This window comes from Saccharopolyspora endophytica (assembly GCF_018070075.1).
GTDB classification, from domain to species: Bacteria; Actinomycetota; Actinomycetes; order Mycobacteriales; family Pseudonocardiaceae; genus Saccharopolyspora; species Saccharopolyspora endophytica.
In genome coordinates this window covers 94,115-116,340 of record NZ_JAGPXE010000011.1, presented here as the reverse complement: position 1 = coordinate 116,340, position 22,226 = coordinate 94,115, and the positions used below count along the sequence as shown (strand labels likewise).

Here is a 22,226-nt window from a genome sequence, read left to right as displayed (position 1 = left end):
CGTTCAGTCCGGGGAGACGACCTTGAAGAAGGTGCTGTCCCCGCCGTCGGACTTCTCGAGCTGGTAGAGCAGTTGCAGCCCCTCGGCGTCGAACTTCAGGAACCACGCGTCCCAACTGATGTGCTCCAACGAGTCCTCGCCCGCACCACCGGGAAAGTCGAACCGGAGCACGCCTGCGGCGTCCTTGCCGTCGTGGGTTCCCCGCACTGTGGCCGGCACGCCGTCGTGCTCTTCGACCCACCGGCGGATCTCGTCGTGGTCCGAGGTCGTACGGGTTTCGGCGCCCATGGGAAATCCCTCCAGAAAAGCGTCGATCGCCTCCGAGAGAGGTACCCGTCCGCCGCGCCGTGGAAACGCTCCAGGCCGCAAAGCCCGAGGCTCCGAGCTGGGACCGGCATCAAGCGGTCTTGCGCGTGGGAACGTCGAGCGTCATGCCCGGGACCACGCACTCCACGCCCGGAATTCCGCGGCGGACGACTTCGACCTGGAACTCCGAGAGCGGCGAGGTGAACAACCCGTAATCATCGTGGTGGACCGGGAGCGCCTGCAGCGGGCGCAGCAGCTCCACGAGATCGGCGCCTTCCCGGCCGTCCATGCTGATCAAGTGGCCGAGGATCCGCGTTCCTCCGAGGTGCACGACGGCGAGGTCGATGTCCGGGCATCGACGCCGGATCTCGGCGAGGTCGTCGTGCAGGACCGTGTCCCCGCTCAGGTACAACCGGAGGCGGTGCCCGGCTCGCTCGTAGTCCAGCAACGTCCCCATGACCGGTGGCGCGACGGCTCCCACCAGCCCGCGCGCGTGCCGGGCCGGCAGCGAGGTGACCGTGAGGCGGGCACCGTCCTTGGTCGTCGACCGCTCGCTCCACCGCGGCATCGGCACCGACTCGGCAAAACCGCGCTTGCGCAGCCGTCCCGCTGCGTGGGGCGTGGTGAACAGGGGCAACGCGCGGTCGAGCTCCCGCGCCGCGACGCGGTCGAAGTGGTCTCCGTGCAGGTGCGAGAGCACCACGGCGTCCAACTCGGGAAGTTCCCCGATCGTCATCGCCGGATCGGTGCGGCGCCGGGTGACGATCCCGTGCCCGATGTGGATCCACTGACCTCGCCGCACGAAGTTCGGGTCGGTGAGGAGCGTGAACGGCCCGAGCCGGAGCAGCGTGGTCGCCGTGCCCACGAACGTGACCGCGCATTCGCCAGGCATCCGGGCCCCCTCACCCCACCTGCGAGGGCATGCGGTCCTCGTCGGGGCCTTCGGGCGCGTCCGGGAGCTCCGGGGCGTCCGGTTGCTCCGGGTCGGGTGCCTGCGGTTCGTCCGGGCTCTCCGGCTTGTTCGGGAACTTGGGCTTGCTCGGTGCCGTCGGCTTGTCCGGGCTGGCGGGCTTTTCCGGTTGCTCAGGTTCTCCCGGGTCTCCCCGCCAACGGCCGAGCAGCGGAGTGCTGGACATCGTTCCTCCACCCTCGTCTCTGGTCCTCACCGGTTACCCGCGCGCACGGGCCGGTCAATCCCGCTCGCGCGTGGTGAGTTCCCCGGCCGAGGACGAGCCCGGTCCGCCGCGCGCGAACCTCCGCAGCACGCGCAAGGTCATGACCTGGCGCGGCGGGCACGCCCACCGAGCTTCAGCGGCTCGGTCCCGATCTGGATGTGCGAAGGTCGGATCGCCCGGCCAGCCTTGTACGAGCCGTGACGGGAGGCGTGGTGGACGAGCTCTGGAAGCTGCAGAACATGCGCACGCGGTCGGTCTCCCCGGAGAACCCGACCGGCGCGAAGGGCGGGGGAGCGCAGGCGGTCGAGGGCACCGGTGCCTCGGCGGCCCGCGAGCTGGGCGTCGGGTGGAAGGTCTCGCCCTCGATCGAGCTGGCCGCGGGACGAACCGAGACGCTGGCCGACGTCGCCGGCCCCGGCGTGATCCAGCACATCTGGCTGACCACCGACGTGGCCGGCGTGCGGCAGCTGGTGCTGCGGATGTACTGGGACGGCGAAGGAGACCCGTCCGTCGAGGTGCCGCTCGGCGACTTCTTCTGCAACGGGTGGGCGGAACTCGCGCCGGTCGACTCCGAGGTCGTGGTCGTCGCCCCTGCGGGAGGGTTCAACAGCTACTGGCCGATGCCGTTCCGCAGGCGCGCCACGATCACGCTGGAGAACACGACGAGCCGCAGCTTTCCCGTCTACTACCAGGTGACCTACCAGGAGACGGGCCTGCCGGAGCAGGTCGGCTTCTTCCACGCGAGCTGGCGCCGCAGCAACCCGCTCGGCGATCCCGCGGTGCACACGATCCTCGATGGCGTCGGCGGCACCGGCCGGTACGTGGGGACCTACCTGGCCATCCGACCGGGTGCCCCGGGCTGGTGGGGCGAGGGCGAGGTCAAGTTCTTCCTCGACGGTGATCGGGAGCACCCGACGATCTGCGGGACCGGCACGGAGGACTACTTCGGCGGCGCCTGGAACTTCGACGTGGGCGGTCGCTACGGGACCTTCTCGACCGCGCAGCTGGGGTTGCACCAAGTGCTGCCGCCGAAGGAGGTCTACCGGCCGCACCAGCGGTTCGGCATGTACCGCTGGCACCTGCGCGACCCGATCTGCTTCGAGCGCGATCTGCGGGTCACCGTCCAGGCGCTCGGGTGGAAGGCGGGCCGGCGGTACCTGCCGCTGGTGGACGCCGACATCGCCACGACGGCGTTCTGGTACCAGACCGAACCGCACACCCCGTTCCCGCCGCTGCCCGCCCGGCAGAACGAGGGGCCCGGCCCTCGACGGCTGACCGCTCGGATCCGGGAACTCCTGGGTCGCCGCGCGTAGGCATCCCGCCGCGGCGGGGGAGCGAGGACCGCTCTCCGCCGACCGGGGAGAACGCGCGGTGGTCCCGGAGCGCGTGTCCGAATCGGATCGTCCTGCGGGTGTCGCGCGTGGACGCGGCGCGATCACGTCGTGGGTGGGCCGGTGCGGGTGGCGATCGCACCAGTGGAACGGGTGCGCGGAGCCGTGTCGCTCAGGACGGCTCCGACCGCGAGGTGGCCGTTCTCGGCCACCAGGACGTCGAACCAGATCGAGGCCAGCACTGGGTTCGCGCCGGGTCGACTGCGGTCGGCGAACCAGACGCCGGTCACGAGAGCGTCCCAGAAGTCCTCAGCCATGGTGTCACCGTCCTGCCCCGGTGCTGTGGGTGTGCACTGATATCGGCACATCGCCGCACGAGCTTGAGACCGGGACGTACCCCGGGGAGTGACCGCTTCGGGGACCCCGCACGGTGCTGCGGGACGAACCACCCGCAGCACCGGCAGCGCAGCAGTCCGCTTCTCACACGGTTCGCCGGTCCTGGACCTGACCGGACAGGCCGTGGATGATCACAGCTCCCCCTCCGTTGTGGCGGAGCTGCGAGCACGCCTCATCGATCGCGTCGCATTGCCGCGGCACGTTGAACTCAGCACCGTCACCGGTGACCTTCCAGCCACCTCCGCGCTGATCCGGAATCACGTGACGTTCACCCGTTTCGCGTTGACCTGCAGGCACGACTTTCGCTCCCCGACATCGCGTCAGCTTCCACCGCCGTGTTTCCCGGTCGTGGCGCGTCACAAACCCACCGCCGCGGAACCGGCGGTGCCGGTGAGCTGCTGCTGTTTCGAGACGGCGCGTTCGGGGTAACAACCGTGCTGCGCAAGACCGACGGCCTGGGAGGGAACGTGTTCGTACGCGACCTGGACGACGTCACCGGCACCGAGGACGATGTCGAAACACCGAACTGGCGCAGCAAGCGCCTCCTGCTCGCCAAGCACGGCGCGGGTTTCTCGGTGCACGAGACGACCCTCCAGGCCAACACCGTCAACGACTTCTGGTACGCCCACCACGTGGAGGCCGTGTTCATCACCCACGGGGAGGGGGAGCTCACCGACCAGGAGACCGGGAAGACGTACCCGCTCCGACCCGGGACCGTCTACCTGCTCGACGGCCACGAGCACCACCAACTGCGACCGACGACCGAGATGCGGGCGGTGTGCGTGTTCAACCCGCCGCTCACGGGCAGGGAGGTCCACGACGAGGACGGTGTGTACCCGCTGATCACCGACCGCTGACGCGGCCCCTCAGCCGACGGCTTCCGCCGCGGTGCGCAGATCGTTCCGGAAGTCGAGGTACGCGGCCTCGCGGTCCGTGGCGCGCAGGACGGAGGAGGGGTGCACCGTCGCGAGGACGGAGTCCGGACCGCGCTCGCCGAGCTCGAAGCTCTCGGGGAAGTCGAGCAGGACTCCGCGGTGCTGGGTGACGAGGAAGGACCCACCCAACAGCGCTTTGGCCGCCGTCGCACCCAGGCAGACGACGAGCTCGGGTCGCACCAGACGCAGTTCGGCGGTCAACCAGGGCGTGCACGCGCGCACCTCGGCGGCGCTCGGCTTCTTGTGGATGCGCCGCTTGCCCCTCTCGGCGGGGGTGAACTTGAAGTGCTTCACCACGTTGGTCAAGTACACATCGTCGCGGCGCAGGCCGGTTTCCCGGAACGCGCGGTCGAGCGTGCGGCCTGCGGGGCCGACGAAGGGATGGCCCTCCACGTCCTCGGAATCACCTGGCTGCTCGCCGACGAGCAGGACGCGAGCTCGGGCCGAGCCCTCTCCGAAGACGGCTTGGGTGGCGTTCTCGTGGAGGGCGCACCCGCGGCAGGCCTGGACCGCGCTCGACAGTGCGGACAGACCCCCTGTTGCGGGCACGAACGCCTCGGCGCCGGCCTCTCGTGGTGGCATGGCCCCTCCGTTTGTCCCGGTTCTCCCACGCGCGGTCGGTCCCGTCCGGGTACCCGACCGCAGCGGCGGCACACGAACAGCACGTCACGGCGGTGCGAGCGGCGCTGCGACCGTGGCCCCACGTTCGAGGCGTGGGGCCAAGCCTGTGGAGCGTGGTACGAATGGCGATGCCGACGTGCTCGCACGCAGTCGGTTCGCACCCGTCCTTCCACCGAGAGGAACGCAATGAGCGAGCAGACGCCGGAGCCCGATATCGAGCAGCTGACGATCTGGCGCAACGTGCTGGACGCCCTGGGTCAGCTCGACGCGGCTTGGGGGAACGTTGCGGCTTCCTCGGAGGACGGCGAGGGCAGTGCGGGTTCGGTTCCGCGGTTTCCCGACGGGCTGGTGCTGGCCCTCACCAACGCGGGTGTGAAGGGCTCCCAGGCCTTGGCCGGTATCGCCGATGCGCTCAACGAGCGCTCAGGTCAGGACTTCTCGGAGGTCGCCGAGGCGCAGGCGGACGTGGCAAGCCGCTGGAGCGAGGTTCACGCCCGGGTCAGCGGGGACTCCGAATCGGACCAGGGCTGAACCGACCGCTGCGAAGCACCGCTCAGGCGTCCGGCCCGTCCTGGTCCCTGCGCTGATCGCGGGCGGTCTTGCGCGCCTCGGCGTCGGTGGTGGCGCTGGGGCTCGATCCTGGAAGGGCCCGGCGAGCCGACTCGCGGGCGAACAGCACCGCGACGATACCGACCGCCCCGGCGACCACGAGCACGAACGCCGGGGCGATCCTGCTTCCGGTCGCTCCGATCAGGGCCTCGGAGATCAGCGGTGCCGTGCCGCCGAACAGGGCAACCGACAGGTTGTAGCCGATCGAGACACCGCCGTAGCGAACCGATGTGCGGAACAGAGCCGGAATGGTCGACGGCAGCGTGCTGCTGAAGCAGACCAGGACCAGGCCCAGCACCAGGACGCCCAGGAGCACGGCCCACCAGGTGCCGGTGCTCATCAGCAGGAAGGCCGGTACGGCGAGCACGATGAGCGCGCCGCTGCCGAACCCGATGACGGGGAGCCGACCCACCCGGTCGGAATGCCTGCCGAGCGCCACGACCAAGCCGATCACCAGGATCATCACGGTCATGATCAGCACCAGCGACTGCGGGTGGCTGAAACCGAGCACGACCGTCAGGTAGGTGGGCATGTAGGCGGTGAGCGTGTAGTTGGTGACGTTGAAGACCAGCACCAGCCCGACGCAGACCAGCAGCGGCCGCCAGCACGTCACGAAGATCTCGCGGTAGCTGTTGCGCCGGTTCGCCCCGCGGTCGTCTTCAGCTCGGGAGCCCTCCTGCTCGAAGGCGGGCGTTTCCTCCAGGCGGAACCGCAGGTAGAGACCGATGAGCCCGAGCGGCCCGCCGAGCAGGAAGGGGATGCGCCAGCCCCAGCTCACCATGTCCGGTTGGGAGAGGGTGATCGTGAGGACGGTGACGACCGCCGCGCCCAGCGAGTACCCGGTCAGGGTTCCGAACTCCAACCAGCTCGCCATGAAGCCGCGCCGCCTGTCCGGGGCGTACTCGGACACGAAGGTGGTCGCGCCGCCGTACTCGCCGCCGGTGGAGAACCCCTGGACGAGGCGGGCGACGAGCAGCAGGACCGGTGCGCCGATCCCGATGCTGGCGTAGCTGGGGATGAGACCGATGGCGAAGGTTCCGACAGCCATGGTGATCATGGTGATGGCGAGCACCTTGCGGCGCCCGATGCGGTCTCCGAGCGGCCCGAAGAAGAAACCACCCAGCGGGCGCACCAGGAAGGCGACGGCGAAGGTGGCGAAAGTGGACAGCAGTTGCGCGGTCGGGCTGTTCGAGGGGAAGAAGACCTGGCTGATCACGACGGTGAGGTAGCTGAAGACGCCGAAGTCGAACCATTCCATCGTGTTGCCGATGGCCGCGGCCGCGACCGCCTTGCGGACCTTCGACTCCTCGACCTTCGTGACGTCTTCGGGCGTCGGCCGAGTCGGTTTTCGTCCGCGGGAACGCCGCCCGCGGCCCGATGCTGTGCCAGCCATGCCGCACCTCTCAGCTGTCGGCGGTCGATCCGCAGGCGAGCGTGAGAACGGTTGGTGGGAAATGCCTCCGTTCGGGCGTCTCCGGGTTTCCCGCCGCGGTCTCCTGTCAACCGATGGCTGCGCGTGGAGTTCCGGCGCCGTGGTCAGTGCCCGGAGCGCGGACCGAGCAGGTCGTAGGTCGCGGCGGTGACGACGCCGAAGACCAAGTGCGGGATCAGATCGCTCGCCCACGAGGAGGCGGGCCACGACCGCGGCTGGGTGACGCCCAACGCGGTCATCGGCACCACGCTGATCGCGTTGGCGGCTGCGGCGGTGGCCAGCGCGAGCAGCGGACCGGGGGCGTGAGGTAGCCGGTGGCGCAGGATGGCGTGCAGCAGGCCGGCACCGAGGCCGCTGGCGATCCCCAGCAGCGCGCCGGTCCCGGTGCGCCGGTTCTCGCCCGCGCTCTGGGCGGCTTCGGAGCCGAGGCTGGTGTTCGCGATCCGCTCAGCGCTGCGCACGGTCTCCTCCGGAGTGCTGCTGGCAGGTCGTCCCCGCAGGACCATGTCGAGGTAGGTGGCGGCGTTGAGCGCGGTCGTGCCCGCGGCTCCCGCGGCCAGTCCGCGCAGCAGGTGTGTCATGGCTCCTCCACAACGTCTCGGGCGGTGCCCGATCTTCGGCAGCGATGGGGGGATCACACGAGCAGGGCGAGGGCGAGGTAGGTGAACAAGCCCGCTACCAGGAGCACCACGGCCGCCAGCAGGGTCAACCACGCCCATTTCGTCGCGTGCGCACCGGCCCGTTGCTCGTGGGACAGCGCTCTGGTCGCCTGGGCCGACTCCGGCGGGGTCTCGCCGGGCGGGACGGACCCACCGGGCAGCAGCCCGGGAGTGCGGTGCGGCTCCGGGTCGGGCTCGGACGGCTGTGACGACATGCCTGACGGGTAACCGGGGTGTCCGCGGGTGAAACGGGGCTCCTCCGCAGGACGCGGCGGTGGGTCAGCTTCGGCTGCCGTCCGGCGGCTCGCAGGGAGGTTCGGGGCCCGGCGGTGAGTGCGCGGACTCGCAAGCCCGGACCGGCCCCCGGTCGCGAGACCATTCGGCCAGGCGGGCCCGCAGTGGACGGCCATCGGGGTCGATCATCAGCCGGCCCAGGGGGACCGCCCACAACCGCGTCGCCGCGGACTTCGCGCGCCGGGGGTGGCTGCGCAACTGCCCGCGAGGTCGGGGCGTCCTCCGACCGGATTCGTGCCACGCGTCGAGTTCCGCGGCGGCGCTGCGCAACAGCTCAACGCCGTCCCGCGGATCGGTCAGTCCCGAGTCCTCCCCGCGATCCCGTCCCAGGTGCTCGCGCCACAGCCGAAGGCGCAGGTCGCGCGCGAAGCCGGTCGTCGGCTGCCGTTCATCGAGCACCGCTGCGGTCAGTTCGGAATCGTAGGTCCAGGACCGGCGGTTGAGGTTCGCCGAGCCCACGGCCGCCCACCTGTCGTCCATGACGCACACCTTCGAGTGCAGGTAGGTCGGGAGCCCCCGGTCGTTCTCCAGCTCGAAGACGTCGACGCGATCGCCACCGGCGGCGTACAGCAGCCTCAGCGCCTTGTCCTGCGCGGCGTCGCAGGTGGCGACCTCCACGGCTCCGCCCTTCTCCGGGTGAGCGGGCACCACGGCGACCAAGCGGAGCTCGGGTTCGCGGCGCAGCGCCGCGGCGAAGACTTCGGCCACCATGGGTGACCAGAGGAACTGGTCCTCGACGTAGACGAGTCGCCGGGCGCGCTGGAGGGCTTTGGCGTAGCCCTTCGCGACGCTGCGCTCCCCGCGCCTGGCGAACAGGTACGGGGGGTGCTTCGTCGGGTAGGTGCGCAGCAGCTGCACCGAGTGCGAGCCGCTGCGAGGTGGCGGGGGCAGCTGTGCGGGGAGTTCCGCGGCCTCGGGTTCGCCGCGACCGAAGCGGCGTCGGAGTCGCGAGAGCGGACCGCGCAGGCGTATCGCGGCGTCCTGCCAGCGTTCCCGGAAGCAGTGCTCGACGTCGGCCACCGCGGGACCGCGCACCTGCAGGTGCGCGTCGTGCCAGGCCGGCCGCCGGCCGTAGCGCTCCCTGTCGATGGAGAGCTGAACGTCGCCGTCCCCGTGATGTTCGTGCCGGTCCAGTCGGCTCGGGCACGGGTCGATCCCGCCCAGGAAGGCGACGTCGCGCTCGGGACGCCCCGGGCGGCGGATCACCAGGAACTTCTGGTGGTGACAGCCCGCTGGACGAACTCGCTGGTCCAGCACCACGCTGCCGCCCATATCCCGCAACGAGGAGGCAAATTCCCGGTTCGCTGAGACGAGGTCGTGGTCGAGGTCCAGGTACGGCCACCACAGCAGCGCGTGGACCGACGCCCCGTCGCGCAGAACGCGGGCGAACTGCTCCCTCATCGACGTTCCGGTCCCGTCGAGCTGCTTGTCCTGATCGACGATCCAGGCCGAGAGGTAGACCTGGTCACCGGCGCGGACGTCGGCCAGCTCGGTGACGAGCCGGGGGAAGTACTCCGCGCCGTCGATCAAGGGTTGCGCGAGGTTGTAACCGGACCACGCGACGTCTCCCGGGTCGCGACCGTCGAGCCTCGACCACGGGTTGCCGCGCTCCGCGTGCGTCAAGAACCACTCTGCCGGGGAAGCTCTCGTCGTCTCGGTCATGTCCCTGCCAGAAGTGCCGCGGGTGTCGTCGGGTGGCCGAAGACGAGGAGCACGGCTCCGCGCGCGTTCGCGGTTGCCGTCCTCTCCGGGTCGGTCGCCCGTCGCTCAGAGCTACCCACCGCGATCACGTTCTACGCATCGCCGGAGCGCGGACCGCTCCGGCGAGCCTGCTCGCACAGCGCACTCAGATGATCGGGGGACATCGGCGGGTCAGGCCGGGGCGGTCAGGTCGCGCAGGAACAGGCCGCGGGCGGGTTTGGGTGCGAACCACGTCGATTTCGGTGGCATCACCAGGCCTGCGTCGGAGACCGCCATGATCTGCTCGACGCTGGGCGGGTGGGCTGCGAACAGCACCGCCCGGTCGGCGGGGTTCCGACAGCTCTCGGGCGGGCCGTTGCCGCAGGACGTCGGCGTGATCCCGAGCTCCGGCAGCACCTCCTCGTCGAGGGCGACGATGTCCAGCGAGGTGCGCACGTGGCCGTCCGGACCGTGCGGCCGCAGCTTCAGGCGGTGGTGCTCGTCGGCGAAGCGCACCACCACGACCCCGGGCTCCGGGGGCGCCGCCGAGCGCTCCTCCCACCTCTCGGTCACCGCCAGGGACTTCAGCTTCTCGAGCACCCCTGGAGCGGATTCGCGGGACACCGGCAGGCAGCGGTGGTAGCCGAAGACGCGCATCTCGTCGGCGGGGAACAGCGCGGCGAGCGTGAACGCGGCCGGGTGGTCCGGGCCGAGGTCGTGGCGGGCGGCGAAGCGCCGGGCCGCGGCCAACCTGTGGTGTCCGTCGGCGATGTACAGCGCATCGACCCCGCCCAAGCCCAGTTCGGTGGCCCGCGCCAGGCCGGGGTCCTGCGGGAACCACGCCGTGTGCCGCGTCCCGTCTTCGGCGGTGAGGTCCACGTCGGGCTCGGTCGCGGTGACCTTCTCGGTCAGCGATCGCAGGGCTCGGTCGGGGGAGTGGGTGAGCGTCACCGGCGTCCGCTCGATCCGGGACTCCTCGATGTGCTCATCCATCAGCCGGTCGCGGTCGGGCCGCGTGGCCTCGTGCGGCCGGATGCGCCCGGCCCGGTAGTGCTCGAGCGAAACCTCCACGACGACACCGGTCTGCTGGTGGTTCCCGTTGGCGATGCGGTACACGACCACAGCCGGACCGGACAAGCGCTGGTACCGACCGGAGGCCTGCGCCTCCCGGGCCCGCCTCGCATCGGCCGGGTCCTCGCCGCAACGGCGGTCCACGCGCAGGCCGAGCGGAAGCCGCGCGATGACTCCTGCGCCGGTCGCCTCGGCGCGCGGGGTGCTCATGACCGCTCGTTCGCGGGCAGGGACGGGGCGAACTCCCGGGGCGGTTGCGGGTTCACGCAGTGCAAGACGGTTCCCGCGGCGTACTCCTCGATCACGCGCACGGTCTCGGCGGCCACCGCCTGCTGGGCTTGCTCGGTCGACGCTCCGATGTGGTGGGTGCCGCAGACGTTGGGGTGCGCGGCGAGCCGGGACGTGAAGGTGCCCGTGCCGGTGGTGGGTTCGTCGGCGAAGACGTCGATGCCGGCCCGCACTCCCTTGGTCTCCATCGCCTCGATCAGCGCGTCCTCGTCGATCAGGTCGCCGCGCGCGGTGTTGAGGATGATCGTCCCGGGCCGCACCTGAGCCAGCAGGTCGCGGTCGACGAGCCGCCTGGTGGTGTCGGTCGCGGGCACGTGCAGCGAGAGCACGTCGCAGGTGCGTGCGAGCGCGGGGAGGTCGTCGACGAAGGTGATCCCGATGTCCTGGGCGCGCTCCAGGGTCTGCCGGTCGCGGCCGGGCTTGGCCACGGCGTGCACGCGCGTGCCGAACGCGGCGGCTCGTTCGGCGAACGCGAGGCCGACCTGGCCGAGCCCGACGACGCCGACGTCGCGCCCGAAGATCCCGCGCGCCTGCGAGTGGCGCTTCTTGTCCCACCTGCCCGCGCGCAGATCGGCCACGTTGTCGGCGATGTCGCGGTCGATGGCCAGCAGCAGCGCGCAGGCCAGCTCGGCGACCGCGATCGCGTTGCGGCCGGGCACGTTGCACACGCGGATCCCCAGGCGGGAAGCGGCGTCGGTGTCGATCGTGTTGGTTCCCGAACCGGCTCGGATCACCAGCCGCAGCGCGTCGGCGGAGTCCAGCGCCTGAGCCGTGACGCGGGTGCTGCGCACGACCAGCGAGTCGTACCCGGAGAGCTCTGCGGGCAGCTGCTCCGCGGTCGTGTCGGGTGCGTAGTCGCAGTCGTGCGCTGCGGCGAGCCGGTTCCGGTGTTCCTCGGGGAAGGCGTCGGCGATCAGGATCCTCATCGGGCCCTCCAGACGATCAGCGCACCGCCCGGCGCGGTGGAGACGCGGACATATGTGTTGCTCATAGCGCACCTCGGTGCTGATGACGCAATGGTGCGGCCGGCTTTCCGGACGCGTCAACACCTCGTTCGGGGCACTGTTCGAATAGGCCTGCGGCATCAGTGATGACTGAAATCGAGTGCGATGCCGCGACCCGGCTCGGGGACCGCCACCGGCGAACGTTTGTCGACCGGTCAGGAGGGGGAACTCCGGTGAGCGATCGGCGGGACGAGGGGAGTGGTCGCGGTGTCGTGGGTGTTCGGACGCGCTGTGGTGACCGGTGGCGCAGGATTCCTGGGAGCGCCGGTGTGCGCGGAGCTCCTCCGCCGCGGCGCGGTGGTGCACTGCCTGGACAACTTCAGCAGCAGCGGGGTCGAGAACGTCCGGGAGCTGCAGTCGGACCCCCGGTTCGAACTGGTCGAACACGACATCTCCCGCGAACCCTGGTCCGCGGAGGACGTCGATCTCGTCCTGCACCTGGCCTCTCCCGCATCACCGGTGGACTACCTGCGGATGCCGGTGGAGACCTTGCAGGCGGGCAGCCACGGCACCGCGCACGCGCTGGACTTGGCCGAGCGCACCGGCGCGCGGTTCCTGCTGGCCTCCACCAGCGAGGTCTACGGCGACCCGCTGCAACACCCGCAGCGCGAGGACTACTGGGGCAACGTCAACCCGGTCGGTCCGCGCGCGGTCTACGACGAGGCCAAGCGCTACGCCGAGGCGTTGACGTCCTGCTACCGCGCGCACCGGCAGGTCGACACCCGCATCGTGCGGCTGTTCAACAGCTACGGCCCCGGGATGCGGCCGACCGACGGGCGTTTGGTCTCCACCTTCGTCTCGCAAGCGCTGGCGGGCGACCCCATCACCGTCAACGGTGATGGGAGCCAGACGCGTTCACTGTGCTATGTGGACGACACGGTGCGCGGACTGCTGGCCGCGGCAGCAGGTGACCACACCGAACCGGTCAACATCGGTCGCCCGGACGAGATGACGGTGCTGGAGATCGCCGAGCTCGTGCGGTCGCTGACCGGGACTTCCTCGCCGATCAGCCATTCCGCTGCCGTCGCCGACGAACCGAGCCGTCGATGCCCGGACATCAGCATCGCGACGCAGCGGCTCGGCTGGCGGCCCCAGGTCGACGTCGTCGAGGGACTGCGCCGCACGATCGACTGGTTCGCCGACCGTCCCGCTGCCGCGTGATCACCAGGGGTCGGCGAATTCTCCTTGCACCCCAAGGAGGAACGCCTCCGGCTGTGTTTACGAGTCGCTGCACAGGGTAGCGGTATAGGCAGGACGGACCAGGGCCTGCGCTCGGGTGGACACCGCGCACGACGGGAGGACGACCGTGCGAATCCTCGGGATCAACGCCGTTTTCCACGACCCGGCCGCCGCACTGGTGGTCGACGGCCGCACCGAGGCCGCGGCAGAGGAGGAGCGCTTCTCCCGCCGCAAGCACGGCAAGACGCCCGTCCCGTTCTCGGCGTGGGAACAGCCCGAGCAGGCCGCGGCGTGGTGCTTGCGCCAGGGCGGGATCGAGGCGTCCGATCTGGACGCGGTGGCCTTCTCCTACGACCCGGCGCTGGTGGACGAGACCGTGGAGGGCCTGGATCCCGGGTGGGAGTGGTTGCGCACGACGTTCGCCCAACGGGCGCCGCACTTCCTGGCCACCGCGCTGCCCGGGCTCGATCCCGATGCGGTGGTGTTCGTGCCGCACCACGTGGCGCACGCCGCTTCCGCCGCGCTCGCCGCGCCCTTCGGCGACTGCGCCGTGCTCACCGCCGACGGCCGCGGTGAGAGCACCTCAGGACTTGCCGGACGGTGCACCGGTGGCCGGCTTACCACGTTGACCGAGCAGCGACTGCCGCACTCGCTCGGCCTGATGTACGAGGAGCTGACCGAGCACCTGGGCTTCCGCCGTTCCAGCGACGAGTACAAGGTGATGGCGCTGGCCTCCTACGCCGAACCCGCGTTCCTGCCGGATCTCAGGGACTTGGTGCGCAGCACCGGCGATGGGCACTACGAGATCGAGCCCATCGATTGGCAGCGCTGGGCTCCCCGTCGCAGCGCTCAGGAACGGCTGGGGGACAAGCACGCTCAGCTCGCCGCGAGCGTGCAGGCCCGGGTGGAGGAAGTGCTGCTCGATCTCGCGCGGTGGCTGCACGAGGCGACCGGGGAACGTCGGTTGGCGATGGCCGGGGGAGTGGCGTTGAACTGCGTGGCCAACACCCGGATCGTTCGCGAAGGACCGTTCGACGAGGTGTGGGTGCAACCCGCGGCGGGTGACTCGGGCACCGCGCTCGGCGCAGCGTTGCAGGTCGCGGCGCAGCACGACGAGCCCATCAGGCCGATGCCCGGCGCCGACCTCGGGCGCGGGTGGAGCGACGAGGAGATCGAGAACGCCCTCCGCACCGCGAACCTCGCCTACGAACGCCCGAGCGACGTCGCCGAGGTCGCAGCCGAAGCGCTGGCGCGCGACGCGTCGGTGGGCTGGTTCCAGGGGCGCAGCGAGTTCGGCCCGCGTGCGCTCGGACACCGATCCCTGCTCGCCCACCCCGGCAACGCCGACAACGTCGAGCGCCTCAACGACATCAAGGGCCGCGAGCAGTTCCGCCCGGTCGCACCCATGGTCTTGGCAGAACGCGCCGGTGAGCTGTTCACCCGGGGGCCGGAGAGCAGCCCGCACATGCTGTTCGTGCACGACGTGACGCCGCAGTGGCAGGACCGCATACCCGCCGCCGTGCACATCGACGGCACCGCGCGGCCGCAGACCGTCGACCGGGCCGCCGAACCGCTGGTGGCCAGGCTGCTCGACTCCTTCGCGGCTCGCACCGGTGTGCCGGCGCTGATCAACACCAGCTTCAACACCGCGGGACGCCCCATGGTCGACAGCCCGGTCGACGCCTTGGAGTGCTTCGGAGCGTCGCCGATCGACCTGCTCGTGATCGGGCCGTTCGTGGTCCACCGCGGGAGTGAGCGGTCATGACCGCCCGCGGCGACTACGCGGTGGTCATCCCGACGATGGGCCGGGACAGCCTCGCCGGAACCCTGGCCGCCCTCGACACCGGGCGCGGCCCCGGTCCCCGCGAGGTCGTGCTGGTCGACGACCGGCCCGGCCCGCGCGAACCGCTTCCGCTACCGCGCAGCGAGCTGCCGATCCGCGTCGTGCGTTCCGGCGGACGCGGTCCTGCCGCAGCGCGCAACATCGGTTGGCGCGAAGCGGACGCCGAGTGGGTCGTGTTCCTGGACGACGACGTCGTGCCCGCCGCGGACTGGCGCGAGCGGATCGAGGACGACCTCGACGTCGGTCCGGACGTGGGGGCCTGCCAGGCCGACATCGTCGTCCCGCTGCCGACCGAGCGGCGGCCCACCGATGGCGAACGCGACACCGCCGCGCTCGCCGACGCGCTGTGGATCACTGCGGACATGGCCTACCGGCGCGAGGTGCTGTCGGCCTGCGGGGGCTTCGACGAGGAGTTCCGGCGCGCCTTCCGGGAGGACGCCGACCTGGCGCTGCGGGTGCAGGCCGCGGGGTGGCGGTTGGTCAACGGCGCGCGTGTGACCAGCCACCCCGCGCGCCCCGCCGGCTTCTTCGCCAGCGTGCGCGCGCAACGGGGCAACGCCGACAACGCCATCATGCGCCGCAAGTACGGAAAGCGGTGGCGCATGCGGATCGGTGAAGGCCGGGGCAGGATCCGCCGCCACCTGGCCATCACGGTGGCAGGCGGGATCGCGCTCGTGGCTTCGGCGCTCGGCGCGCGCCGAGCCGCCGCCTGCGGTGGTGCCGTGTGGCTCGGTTTGACCGCTGAGTTCGCAGCCCGCCGGATCGCTCCGGGACCGGGCACGCCGGACGAGGTGGCTCGAATGCTGGTCACCAGCGTCTTGATCCCGCCCGCAGCGTGCCTGCACCGACTGCGCGGCGAGGTGGAAGTGCGCGCGGGCGCGAGGGAAATGCCTGCTGCGGTGCTGTTCGACCGGGACGACACGCTCGTCCACGACGTCCCCTACAACGGTGACCCGGCCCGCGTGCGTCCGGTCAGCGGAGCGCGGGAAGCGCTGGACCGGCTCCGGGTGGCCGGAATCCCGATCGGTGTGGTGAGCAACCAGTCCGGAGTGGCGCGCGGACTCCTCCGGGACGAGGACGTCGCCGCCGTCAACGGAGCGGTGCAGCGGCTTTTGGGGCCGTTCGACATCTGGCAGTGGTGCCCGCACGACGAGGAAGACGGATGCGGTTGCCGCAAGCCGAAACCCGGGCTCATCGAACGAGCCGCCGCCCGGTTGCGCGTGCTGCCGCGGAGTTGCGTGGTCATCGGCGACACCGGAGCGGACGTCGCGGCAGCGCTGGCCGCGGGCGCCAGGGCGATCCTGGTGCCCACCGAGCGGACCAGGACGGAGGAGACGACCAGGGCGCTGGTCGAAGCCGAGGTGGCACCGACCCTCGAGGCGGCTGTGGCCCGCGTGTTGCGGGACGGCCGGGTGCGCGCGGCGACGCGGCGTCCCGTCCGGCAGGAGGTGCCGCGATGAGGATCGACATGGTTTCCGAGCACGCCAGCCCGCTGGCGGCTCTCGGGGGAGCCGACGCCGGCGGGCAGAACGTGCAGGTGGCCGAACTGGCGACCGGGCTCGCCCGGCGCGGCCACGACGTCGTCGTGCACACCCGCCGCGACTCGCCGACGCTCCCGGAGCGGGTGCGCACGGACGAGGGCTTCACGGTCCGGCACGTGCCGGCCGGCCCGTCCGCGCCGGTGCCCAAGGACGAACTGCTGCCCCACATGGACGCCTTCGCCGCGCGGCTCGCCGAGGACTGGGGGCGTCGACTGCCGGACCTGGTGCACGCGCACTTCTGGATGAGCGGGCTCGCCGCGCAGCGCGGCGCCGCGGGGCTCGGCGTGCCGGTGCTGCAGACCTTCCACGCGTTGGGCCGCGTCAAGCGCCGCGAGCAGGGGGCGAAGGACACCAGCCCGCCGCGCCGCGTCGAGCTGGAAGCGCAGATCGCCCGCGCGGCCGACCTCGTCATCGCCACCTGCACCGACGAGGTCGGTGAGCTCGCCGAGATGGGCGTGGCACCGGAACGCACCGCCGTGCTGCCGTGCGGCATCGACGTCGACCGGTTCTCCCCGGCCGCGCCGCGCGAGCCGAAGCGGGGCGCCCCGCGAATCCTGAGCATCGGCAGGCTGGTCGAGCGCAAGGGCGTGGACGTGATGATCCGGGCGATGCGCGATCTCCCCGACGCTCGGCTGCTCATCGCAGGCGGGCCGCCGGAGCGGGAGTGGCCTGACGATCCGGAGGTCAACCGGTTGCAGGCGGTGGCGCGTCAATCCGGTGTCGCCGACCGCACCGAGTTCCTCGGCCCAGTGCCCCACGACGACGCGCCCGACCTCTACCGGTCGGTCGACGTCGTCGTCAGCGTGCCGTGGTACGAGCCGTTCGGCACCGTGCCGCCGGAGGCGATGGCCTGCGGCGTTCCGGTCGTCGTCAGCGCGGTCGGGGGTCACCTCGACACCGTCGTCGACCGCAGGACGGGACTGCACGTGCCACCGCACGATCCGACGGCGACCGCCCGTGCCGTGCGGGAGCTGCTGGATCGGCCGGGCCTGCGCGCGGAGCTGGGAACCGCAGGCGCGCACCGCGTTCGGGCTCGCTACGGGTGGGATCGGCTCGTCGGCGAAGCCGAGGACATCTACCAGCAGGTGCGTTCGGCGCGGTCCAGGCGGGCCGCGGTCGCCGCCGCGCCGGGAGGGGGAGCACCGTGATCGAGCAGCACTTCCAAGACCTGGGCGCAGCCGCGTGGCAGATCAGCTCCACAGCGCCGAAGCTGCGGAGTTGGGCGGGAACGCTCGCGGGCCGCCTCACGGCCGGAGCGCGCTTGCTGACCTGCGGGAACGGTGGCAGCGCTGCGGAAGCGCAGCACCTGTCGGGTGAGCTGACCGGGCGGTTCCTCCGCGATCGCAGGCCGTACTCGGCCATCGCGCTGCACGCCGACACCTCGGCGTTCACCGCCACGCTCAACGACTACGGCGAGCAGGAGGTCTTCGCTCGGGCCGTGCGCGCGCACGGTCGTTCCGGTGATGTGCTGGTCGCGTTGTCCACCAGCGGCCGCAGCCAGAACGTGCTCGCCGCTGCCAAGACCGCGCGGGAGCTGGGTGTGCTGACCTGGGCGTTGACCGGGCCTGCTCCCAACGATCTCGCCGCGGTCTGCGATGACGTGATCGCCGTGGAAGCGCCCGGCGTGGCCACGGTGCAGGAGATCCACCTGGCGCTGATCCACGCGCTGTGCGGTGAGTTCGACGCGCTGACGATCGATCGGGTACCGGAACGTCGGTGATCGACACGGTTCTCGTGCTCCGGGCCCTCGGCCTGGGCGACCTGCTCACCGCGGTGCCCGCGTTGCGCGGCCTGCGGCGCGCTTTTCCCGACCACGGGGTGCTGCTGGCCGCACCCGAACCGCTGGCGGAGCTGCTGCCCCTGCTGCCCGAGGTGGACGAGTGGGTGCCCACCGGCGGGCTGGTGGACTTCCGCTGGCAGCGGTCCGGCCCGGACGTCGCGGTGAACCTGCACGGCAGCGGGCCGGAGTCGGTGCGCGCGGTGTGTTCGACGGGAGCGCGCCGGGTCCTGTCCCACCGGCACCCGGCGGCTCCCCCCGTCGCCGGCCCGGACTGGGAGGCCGAGCAGCACGAGCGGCAGCGCTGGTGCCGGCTGCTGCGGCACTACGACATCGACGCCGACCCGGACGACCTGCTGCTGCCGACGCCGCTGAACCGCCCCCGAGCCGGCGTGGCGATCGTGCACCCGGGTGCCAGCCACGGCGCTCGGCTGTGGCCGGTGGAGCGCTACGCCGAGGTGGCGCGCTGGGCCGCGGACGCGGATTTCGACGTGGTGCTCACCGGTTCCGAATCCGAGCACGAGCGCGCTGCGCGGGTGGCCGAGCTCGCGGGGCTGCCGGCGAACTCCGTGCTGGCCGGACGCACCGGGTTGCGCGAGCTGGCCGCCCTGGTGGCCCACGCCCGCCTGCTGATCTGCGGCGACACCGGCATCGCGCACCTGGCCAGCGCTTTCCGGACGCCGTCGGTGGTGCTGTTCGGACCGGTCGCGCCCCGCTGCTGGGGGCCGCCTGCCGACGCCCGGCACGTCGCGCTGTGGCACGGGCGCAGCGGCGACACCTTCGCCTCCGACCCAGATCCCGGACTGCTGGCCATCACGACCGGGCAGGTGATCGACGCTGCGCGCAGAGCGGTGCGGCTGGCGTGAGCCGAGCTCGCTCGTCGGCCGTTGCGGGTTTCGCCGCTCCCCGAGGTGGAAATTCCCCGTCGTGGCCGATGTGACGAGAGCGAGATTCGATGGGTTCGGACGTGGACAGGAGGGTCACCGTCGGCATCGTCGCCGATCCCGGTGTTCCGACCGAGATCGCCGAGCGGCTCGCGGAGGAGGTCCCGGACCAACTCCGCTCCCGGGTCTCCGAGGACGTCGACTGGCGCGTGCTGGCGAGTTCGGAGGAACTGCCGCTGGGCGACGACGGCACGATCGACATCGCCGAGAAGGCCGAGGAGAAGGGGCGCAGCGAGCACTGGGACCTGCTGGTCTGCCTGACCGACCTCCCGAGGATCGAACCCGAGGGAGCGGTGGTCGCCGACGCGGACACGAGCAGCGGAGCGGCTTTGGCGTCGGTGCCGGCGATCGGCTCGATCCGGCTGCTGCCCTACGCCCGCCGCGTCGTGGTGCACCTGGTCGGTCTGCTCGCCAGGGAAACGCTGGGGATCGCATCGGACCGCGAGCGCGACGGGTACCACTCCGGCGCCTGGGGCGTGTTCGGCGTTCGAATCCGGCAGGTGCGATCCAGCGAGGAGAACATCGACTCGAACCTGGTGCTGCCTGGCCGGGTCGGCAGGATGCGCCTGCTGTTCGGCATGGTCCGCGACAACCGGCCCTGGTGGCTGGTGCCCGGGCTGTCGCGCGCGGTGGCGGCGGCTGCCGGGACGGCCGCCTTCGGCGTGTTCTTCCCCAGCATCTGGAGCCTGGCCGACAGCCTCGCACCGGTGCGCCTGGTCCTGATCAACCTCTTCGCCGTGGCGGTGATGGTCGGCTGGCTGATCGTCCACAACAGCCTGTGGGAGCGTCCCGGTGGCGGCGCGGCGGTGCACAAGACCCGGATGTACAACGCCGCGACGTTGCTGACGGTGTCCATCGGCGTGCTGTGCATGTACGTGCTGCTGTTCGGGCTGACCGCGCTGGGCTCGGCGACGGTCATCAGCCCTGAATACCTCAGCGGTCGGCTCGGGCACCCGGCGACCCCTCTGGACTACCTGGGTCTGTCCTGGTTGGCGAGCTCGATGGGCACCGTCGCGGGGGCCCTGGGGTCGAGCCTGGAGACCGAGTCAGCGGTGCGGCGGGCCACCTACAGCAAGCGCGAGCGGGAACGCCGCGCCCGGCGCCGCCGCGAGCAGCGCGAGTCCGGGCAGCACTGAACGATCGCGTTGCCCGGCATCAACTTCCGGTTCCTCCGGCTGTTTTCACCTCGGCCGCCGGTGGAAACCCCCGGGGTGGCCACGCACGACCGCGTTTCGGGAGGTGCGTCATGAGGTATGACGAGTTCATCGCGACCGTCCGTCGGCTCGGTGAGTACGAGTCGAGGGAGCGCGCCGAGCACGTCACGCGCTGCGTGCTGGGTGTGCTCGGCGCCCGCATCACCGCTCAGGAGGCCGAGGACCTCGCCGCGCAGCTGCCCGGCGACCTGGCCGGGGCTCTGCGCGCGGAGGAGCGGCCGATGCCGGACCTGTCCCCGGACGGGTTCGCAGGAGCTGTCGCCGCCCGCTTGGAGGGCGCGAGCACGGAGACGGCCCGCTGGGACGTCAGCGCCGTGCTCACCACGGTGACCGAGAGCATCGACGGCGGCGAGCTCAACCACGTGCTCAGCCAGCTGCCCAGCGGGTTCGCGACGTTCTTCGGCCATCCGGAACTGGCCTGACGCGCGCGCCTGCCGTCACCCCAGCGCGGCGGCGTGCAGGTGGCGTGCCAGCGCGTCCAGCGGACTCGAATCGGTGCCTGCCGAGCGGCGGGCCGCAGCGGCTCGGCAGGCTCCCTCGTCGGACCTGCACCACCGCCACCAGCGATCCAGCTCGGTTTCCGAGAGCTCGTCGGCGCCGATGACCGCGGGCCAGTCCTGCGCGCCCGCCTGCGCGGTGACCTTGCCCCCGCCGGAGACGGGATCGACGGCGAGCGCGGGAACGCCCGCGGACAGCGCGACAACGAGTCCGTGCAGACGAGTGGTGACCACGACGTCGGTGCGCTCGACGAGGGCGGCGAACGCTTCGGGCGTCGAGCACAGCCGCCAGTCGCCGCGAGCCAGCCTTGTGTCCAGCGGGATTCGCGCTGCGTCCAGCCCGGCCAACCAGCGCTGCAGGATCTCGTGCGTCTCGCCGTGCCTGGTGCGGTCGGCGTACTCCGGTTGCGCCGGTGCGAGCACGACTCCCACCACGGGGGTACGGCGAGGGTCCAGACCGGCGGCGAGGTCCGGTGAGGCGCGCAGGCCCGGCCCGTCTCGCGGCAGGAGCACGTGAAAGCCCTTGGTGGCGGGCGATTCCGGGTCGATCACGGAGACGCCCACGGCGATCCGGGTGCACCCCGAGTACCGGTGGTGCAGCTCGTCGACCTGCCAGCCGTGCGCGGGCCCGCAGCAGAAGATGACGTGGGTGTAGTCGTTCGGATCAGCGTCGTCGAAGTGCGTTGCGCCTGGGGCGAATGCGGGGCTGAGCACGATGTCGTGGTCGATGCCGTCGGTGGCCAGCCGTGCGGCCACCCGGTGCAGACTCGCGACGTCACCGGCGGTGGCTTCCCCGTGCAGGAAGCTCGCCCACCCCGTCACCAGCGCTCGCATCGGGCCCCCGTCGTGAAGGAGGTGGTGCCCCGGTCCTCCGGGGCACCACCCATCAGCGCTTCTTCTTCTCGTGGGGTCCCGACTCCGGCGGGACGCGCGGACCGGTTTCGAGCAGCGAGTTCGCCCTGCCGGATCGACGCTTCTGCTGATCGGGGGAGGCGTTCTCTTCCTCGGACTTCGCGGGCGCGCGCTGTGCGAGGCCGTTGCGCACTCGCTCGGTCAACTGCCGGATCCGGTCACCAGGCATGTGCTGATCCCTCTCAACCGTTCTCGTGCTGCAGTCGCTTCAGCAGCATCTGCTTGCCCTGTTCACCGGCTTTCAGGTTGTTGTCCTGAATCCGGTGCAGCCACTTGGCGAGTTCGTCATCGCCTTGCGACTCGGCATCCTTGACGTACTGGTCCAGCATCCACGCGTGGTGCAAGGACAACTGCAACACGGTGATGAGGTTGTAGTTCTTGTCCTTCACCGGGCTTTCGGGTTCGCCGGCCATGGGATTCCTCCTCGTCGCGGATTTCCGCTCGCACCCCCGGGGTTGGCAGCGGCGGAAGCGGTCAAACCCGGCGCGGGGGCGTTTCACCCTCGGTGAGCGCTCCAT

The 22,226-nt window shown here is 71.3% G+C and carries 26 protein-coding genes; 11 read left to right on the top strand and 15 right to left on the bottom strand.

Annotated features, from left to right (window positions below; translation table 11 throughout):
* Nucleotides 1–3: 3 nt before the first annotated feature.
* From KBO27_RS24010 to KBO27_RS24000, 3 genes are all read right to left on the bottom strand, one after another.
* On the bottom strand, nt 4–288 hold the full coding sequence (locus KBO27_RS24010) for a hypothetical protein (RefSeq protein WP_210972150.1): 285 nt from the start codon (nt 286–288) through the stop codon (nt 4–6).
* 109 nt (nt 289–397) lie between these two features.
* Nucleotides 398–1,198, bottom strand: coding sequence for an MBL fold metallo-hydrolase (locus tag KBO27_RS24005; protein ID WP_210972149.1), 801 nt, complete (start codon nt 1,196–1,198; stop codon nt 398–400).
* Nucleotides 1,199–1,208: 10 nt separating this feature from the next.
* On the bottom strand, nt 1,209–1,442 hold the full coding sequence (locus KBO27_RS24000) for a hypothetical protein (protein WP_210972148.1): 234 nt from the start codon (nt 1,440–1,442) through the stop codon (nt 1,209–1,211).
* 251 nt (nt 1,443–1,693) lie between these two features.
* On the opposite strand from KBO27_RS24000, the gene KBO27_RS23995 reads away from it, so the two are divergent.
* Nucleotides 1,694–2,794, top strand: coding sequence for a glycoside hydrolase family 172 protein (locus KBO27_RS23995; protein WP_307870583.1), 1,101 nt, complete (start codon nt 1,694–1,696; stop codon nt 2,792–2,794).
* A gap of 122 nt (nt 2,795–2,916) precedes the next feature.
* Here KBO27_RS23995 and KBO27_RS23990 read toward each other — a convergent pair whose 3' ends face one another.
* Nucleotides 2,917–3,129 carry a hypothetical protein gene (locus KBO27_RS23990; RefSeq protein ID WP_210972147.1) on the bottom strand — a complete coding sequence of 71 codons (213 nt, stop codon included), beginning with the start codon at nt 3,127–3,129 and terminating at the stop codon, nt 2,917–2,919.
* A 163-nt stretch (nt 3,130–3,292) separates the two neighbouring features.
* Nucleotides 3,293–3,505, bottom strand: a complete 213-nt coding sequence (locus tag KBO27_RS34685; protein WP_132673554.1) for a DUF2188 domain-containing protein — start codon at nt 3,503–3,505, stop codon at nt 3,293–3,295.
* A gap of 170 nt (nt 3,506–3,675) precedes the next feature.
* Between KBO27_RS34685 and KBO27_RS23980 the strand changes: the two genes are divergently transcribed.
* Nucleotides 3,676–4,065 (top strand): ectoine synthase, encoded by a 390-nt coding sequence (locus KBO27_RS23980; protein WP_210972146.1) that lies wholly within the window; start codon nt 3,676–3,678, stop codon nt 4,063–4,065.
* 9 nt (nt 4,066–4,074) lie between these two features.
* Here the strand turns inward: KBO27_RS23980 and KBO27_RS23975 are convergent, their stop codons facing one another.
* A complete protein-coding gene (locus tag KBO27_RS23975) occupies nt 4,075–4,725 on the bottom strand; it encodes a UdgX family uracil-DNA binding protein (RefSeq protein WP_210972145.1) in 651 nt (216 codons plus the stop codon).
* A 225-nt stretch (nt 4,726–4,950) separates the two neighbouring features.
* On the opposite strand from KBO27_RS23975, the gene KBO27_RS23970 reads away from it, so the two are divergent.
* Entirely contained in the window at nt 4,951–5,295 is a 345-nt protein-coding gene (locus KBO27_RS23970; RefSeq protein WP_210972144.1) for a hypothetical protein, read from the top strand.
* Nucleotides 5,296–5,317: 22 nt separating this feature from the next.
* Here the strand turns inward: KBO27_RS23970 and KBO27_RS23965 are convergent, their stop codons facing one another.
* The 6 genes from KBO27_RS23965 to KBO27_RS23940 form a co-directional block, all read right to left on the bottom strand.
* A complete protein-coding gene (locus tag KBO27_RS23965) occupies nt 5,318–6,766 on the bottom strand; it encodes an MFS transporter (protein ID WP_210972143.1) in 1,449 nt (482 codons plus the stop codon).
* A 143-nt stretch (nt 6,767–6,909) separates the two neighbouring features.
* Entirely contained in the window at nt 6,910–7,386 is a 477-nt protein-coding gene (locus KBO27_RS23960; RefSeq protein WP_210972142.1) for a hypothetical protein, read from the bottom strand.
* 53 nt (nt 7,387–7,439) lie between these two features.
* Complete coding sequence (locus KBO27_RS23955; protein ID WP_210972141.1) at nt 7,440–7,679, bottom strand: DUF6480 family protein; 240 nt, start codon at nt 7,677–7,679, stop codon at nt 7,440–7,442.
* Between the two features lie 64 nt (nt 7,680–7,743).
* Nucleotides 7,744–9,420, bottom strand: coding sequence for a phospholipase D family protein (locus KBO27_RS23950; protein ID WP_210972140.1), 1,677 nt, complete (start codon nt 9,418–9,420; stop codon nt 7,744–7,746).
* Nucleotides 9,421–9,630: 210 nt separating this feature from the next.
* On the bottom strand, nt 9,631–10,719 hold the full coding sequence (locus tag KBO27_RS23945; protein WP_210972139.1) for a DUF1015 family protein: 1,089 nt from the start codon (nt 10,717–10,719) through the stop codon (nt 9,631–9,633).
* Complete coding sequence (locus tag KBO27_RS23940) at nt 10,716–11,723, bottom strand: NAD(P)-dependent oxidoreductase (protein ID WP_210972138.1); 1,008 nt, start codon at nt 11,721–11,723, stop codon at nt 10,716–10,718. The genes KBO27_RS23945 and KBO27_RS23940 overlap by 4 nt, the downstream gene beginning before the upstream one ends.
* A gap of 285 nt (nt 11,724–12,008) precedes the next feature.
* Here KBO27_RS23940 and KBO27_RS23935 point away from each other — a divergent pair, with 285 nt between their 5' ends.
* From KBO27_RS23935 to KBO27_RS23900, 8 genes are all read left to right on the top strand, one after another.
* Complete coding sequence (locus KBO27_RS23935) at nt 12,009–12,962, top strand: NAD-dependent epimerase/dehydratase family protein (protein ID WP_210972137.1); 954 nt, start codon at nt 12,009–12,011, stop codon at nt 12,960–12,962.
* Nucleotides 12,963–13,107: 145 nt separating this feature from the next.
* Entirely contained in the window at nt 13,108–14,745 is a 1,638-nt protein-coding gene (locus tag KBO27_RS23930; RefSeq protein ID WP_210972136.1) for a carbamoyltransferase family protein, read from the top strand.
* The gene (locus KBO27_RS23925) at nt 14,742–16,283 is read left to right on the top strand and encodes an HAD-IIIA family hydrolase (protein WP_210972135.1); all 1,542 of its coding nucleotides are present in this window, start codon (nt 14,742–14,744) and stop codon (nt 16,281–16,283) included. Before KBO27_RS23930 ends, KBO27_RS23925 begins: the two co-directional genes overlap by 4 nt.
* A complete protein-coding gene (locus KBO27_RS23920) occupies nt 16,280–17,512 on the top strand; it encodes a glycosyltransferase (RefSeq protein ID WP_210972134.1) in 1,233 nt (410 codons plus the stop codon). Before KBO27_RS23925 ends, KBO27_RS23920 begins: the two co-directional genes overlap by 4 nt.
* Nucleotides 17,509–18,084, top strand: coding sequence for a D-sedoheptulose-7-phosphate isomerase (locus KBO27_RS23915; RefSeq protein ID WP_210972133.1), 576 nt, complete (start codon nt 17,509–17,511; stop codon nt 18,082–18,084). Before KBO27_RS23920 ends, KBO27_RS23915 begins: the two co-directional genes overlap by 4 nt.
* Nucleotides 18,081–19,007, top strand: a complete 927-nt coding sequence (locus tag KBO27_RS23910; RefSeq protein WP_210972132.1) for a glycosyltransferase family 9 protein — start codon at nt 18,081–18,083, stop codon at nt 19,005–19,007. The genes KBO27_RS23915 and KBO27_RS23910 overlap by 4 nt, the downstream gene beginning before the upstream one ends.
* An 89-nt stretch (nt 19,008–19,096) precedes the next feature.
* Nucleotides 19,097–20,221 carry a hypothetical protein gene (locus KBO27_RS23905; RefSeq protein WP_210972131.1) on the top strand — a complete coding sequence of 375 codons (1,125 nt, stop codon included), beginning with the start codon at nt 19,097–19,099 and terminating at the stop codon, nt 20,219–20,221.
* Between the two features lie 110 nt (nt 20,222–20,331).
* Nucleotides 20,332–20,721 carry a DUF2267 domain-containing protein gene (locus tag KBO27_RS23900; protein WP_210972130.1) on the top strand — a complete coding sequence of 130 codons (390 nt, stop codon included), beginning with the start codon at nt 20,332–20,334 and terminating at the stop codon, nt 20,719–20,721.
* A 15-nt stretch (nt 20,722–20,736) separates the two neighbouring features.
* On the opposite strand, the gene KBO27_RS23895 is transcribed toward KBO27_RS23900, so the two are convergent.
* From KBO27_RS23895 to KBO27_RS23885, 3 genes are read right to left on the bottom strand one after another with little or no spacing between them, the layout of a single operon-like run.
* Entirely contained in the window at nt 20,737–21,630 is an 894-nt protein-coding gene (locus KBO27_RS23895) for a polysaccharide pyruvyl transferase family protein (protein WP_210972129.1), read from the bottom strand.
* 52 nt (nt 21,631–21,682) lie between these two features.
* The gene (locus KBO27_RS23890; RefSeq protein ID WP_210972128.1) at nt 21,683–21,877 is read right to left on the bottom strand and encodes a hypothetical protein; all 195 of its coding nucleotides are present in this window, start codon (nt 21,875–21,877) and stop codon (nt 21,683–21,685) included.
* A 13-nt stretch (nt 21,878–21,890) separates the two neighbouring features.
* Entirely contained in the window at nt 21,891–22,121 is a 231-nt protein-coding gene (locus KBO27_RS23885) for a hypothetical protein (protein ID WP_210972127.1), read from the bottom strand.
* Nucleotides 22,122–22,226 lie beyond the last annotated feature (105 nt).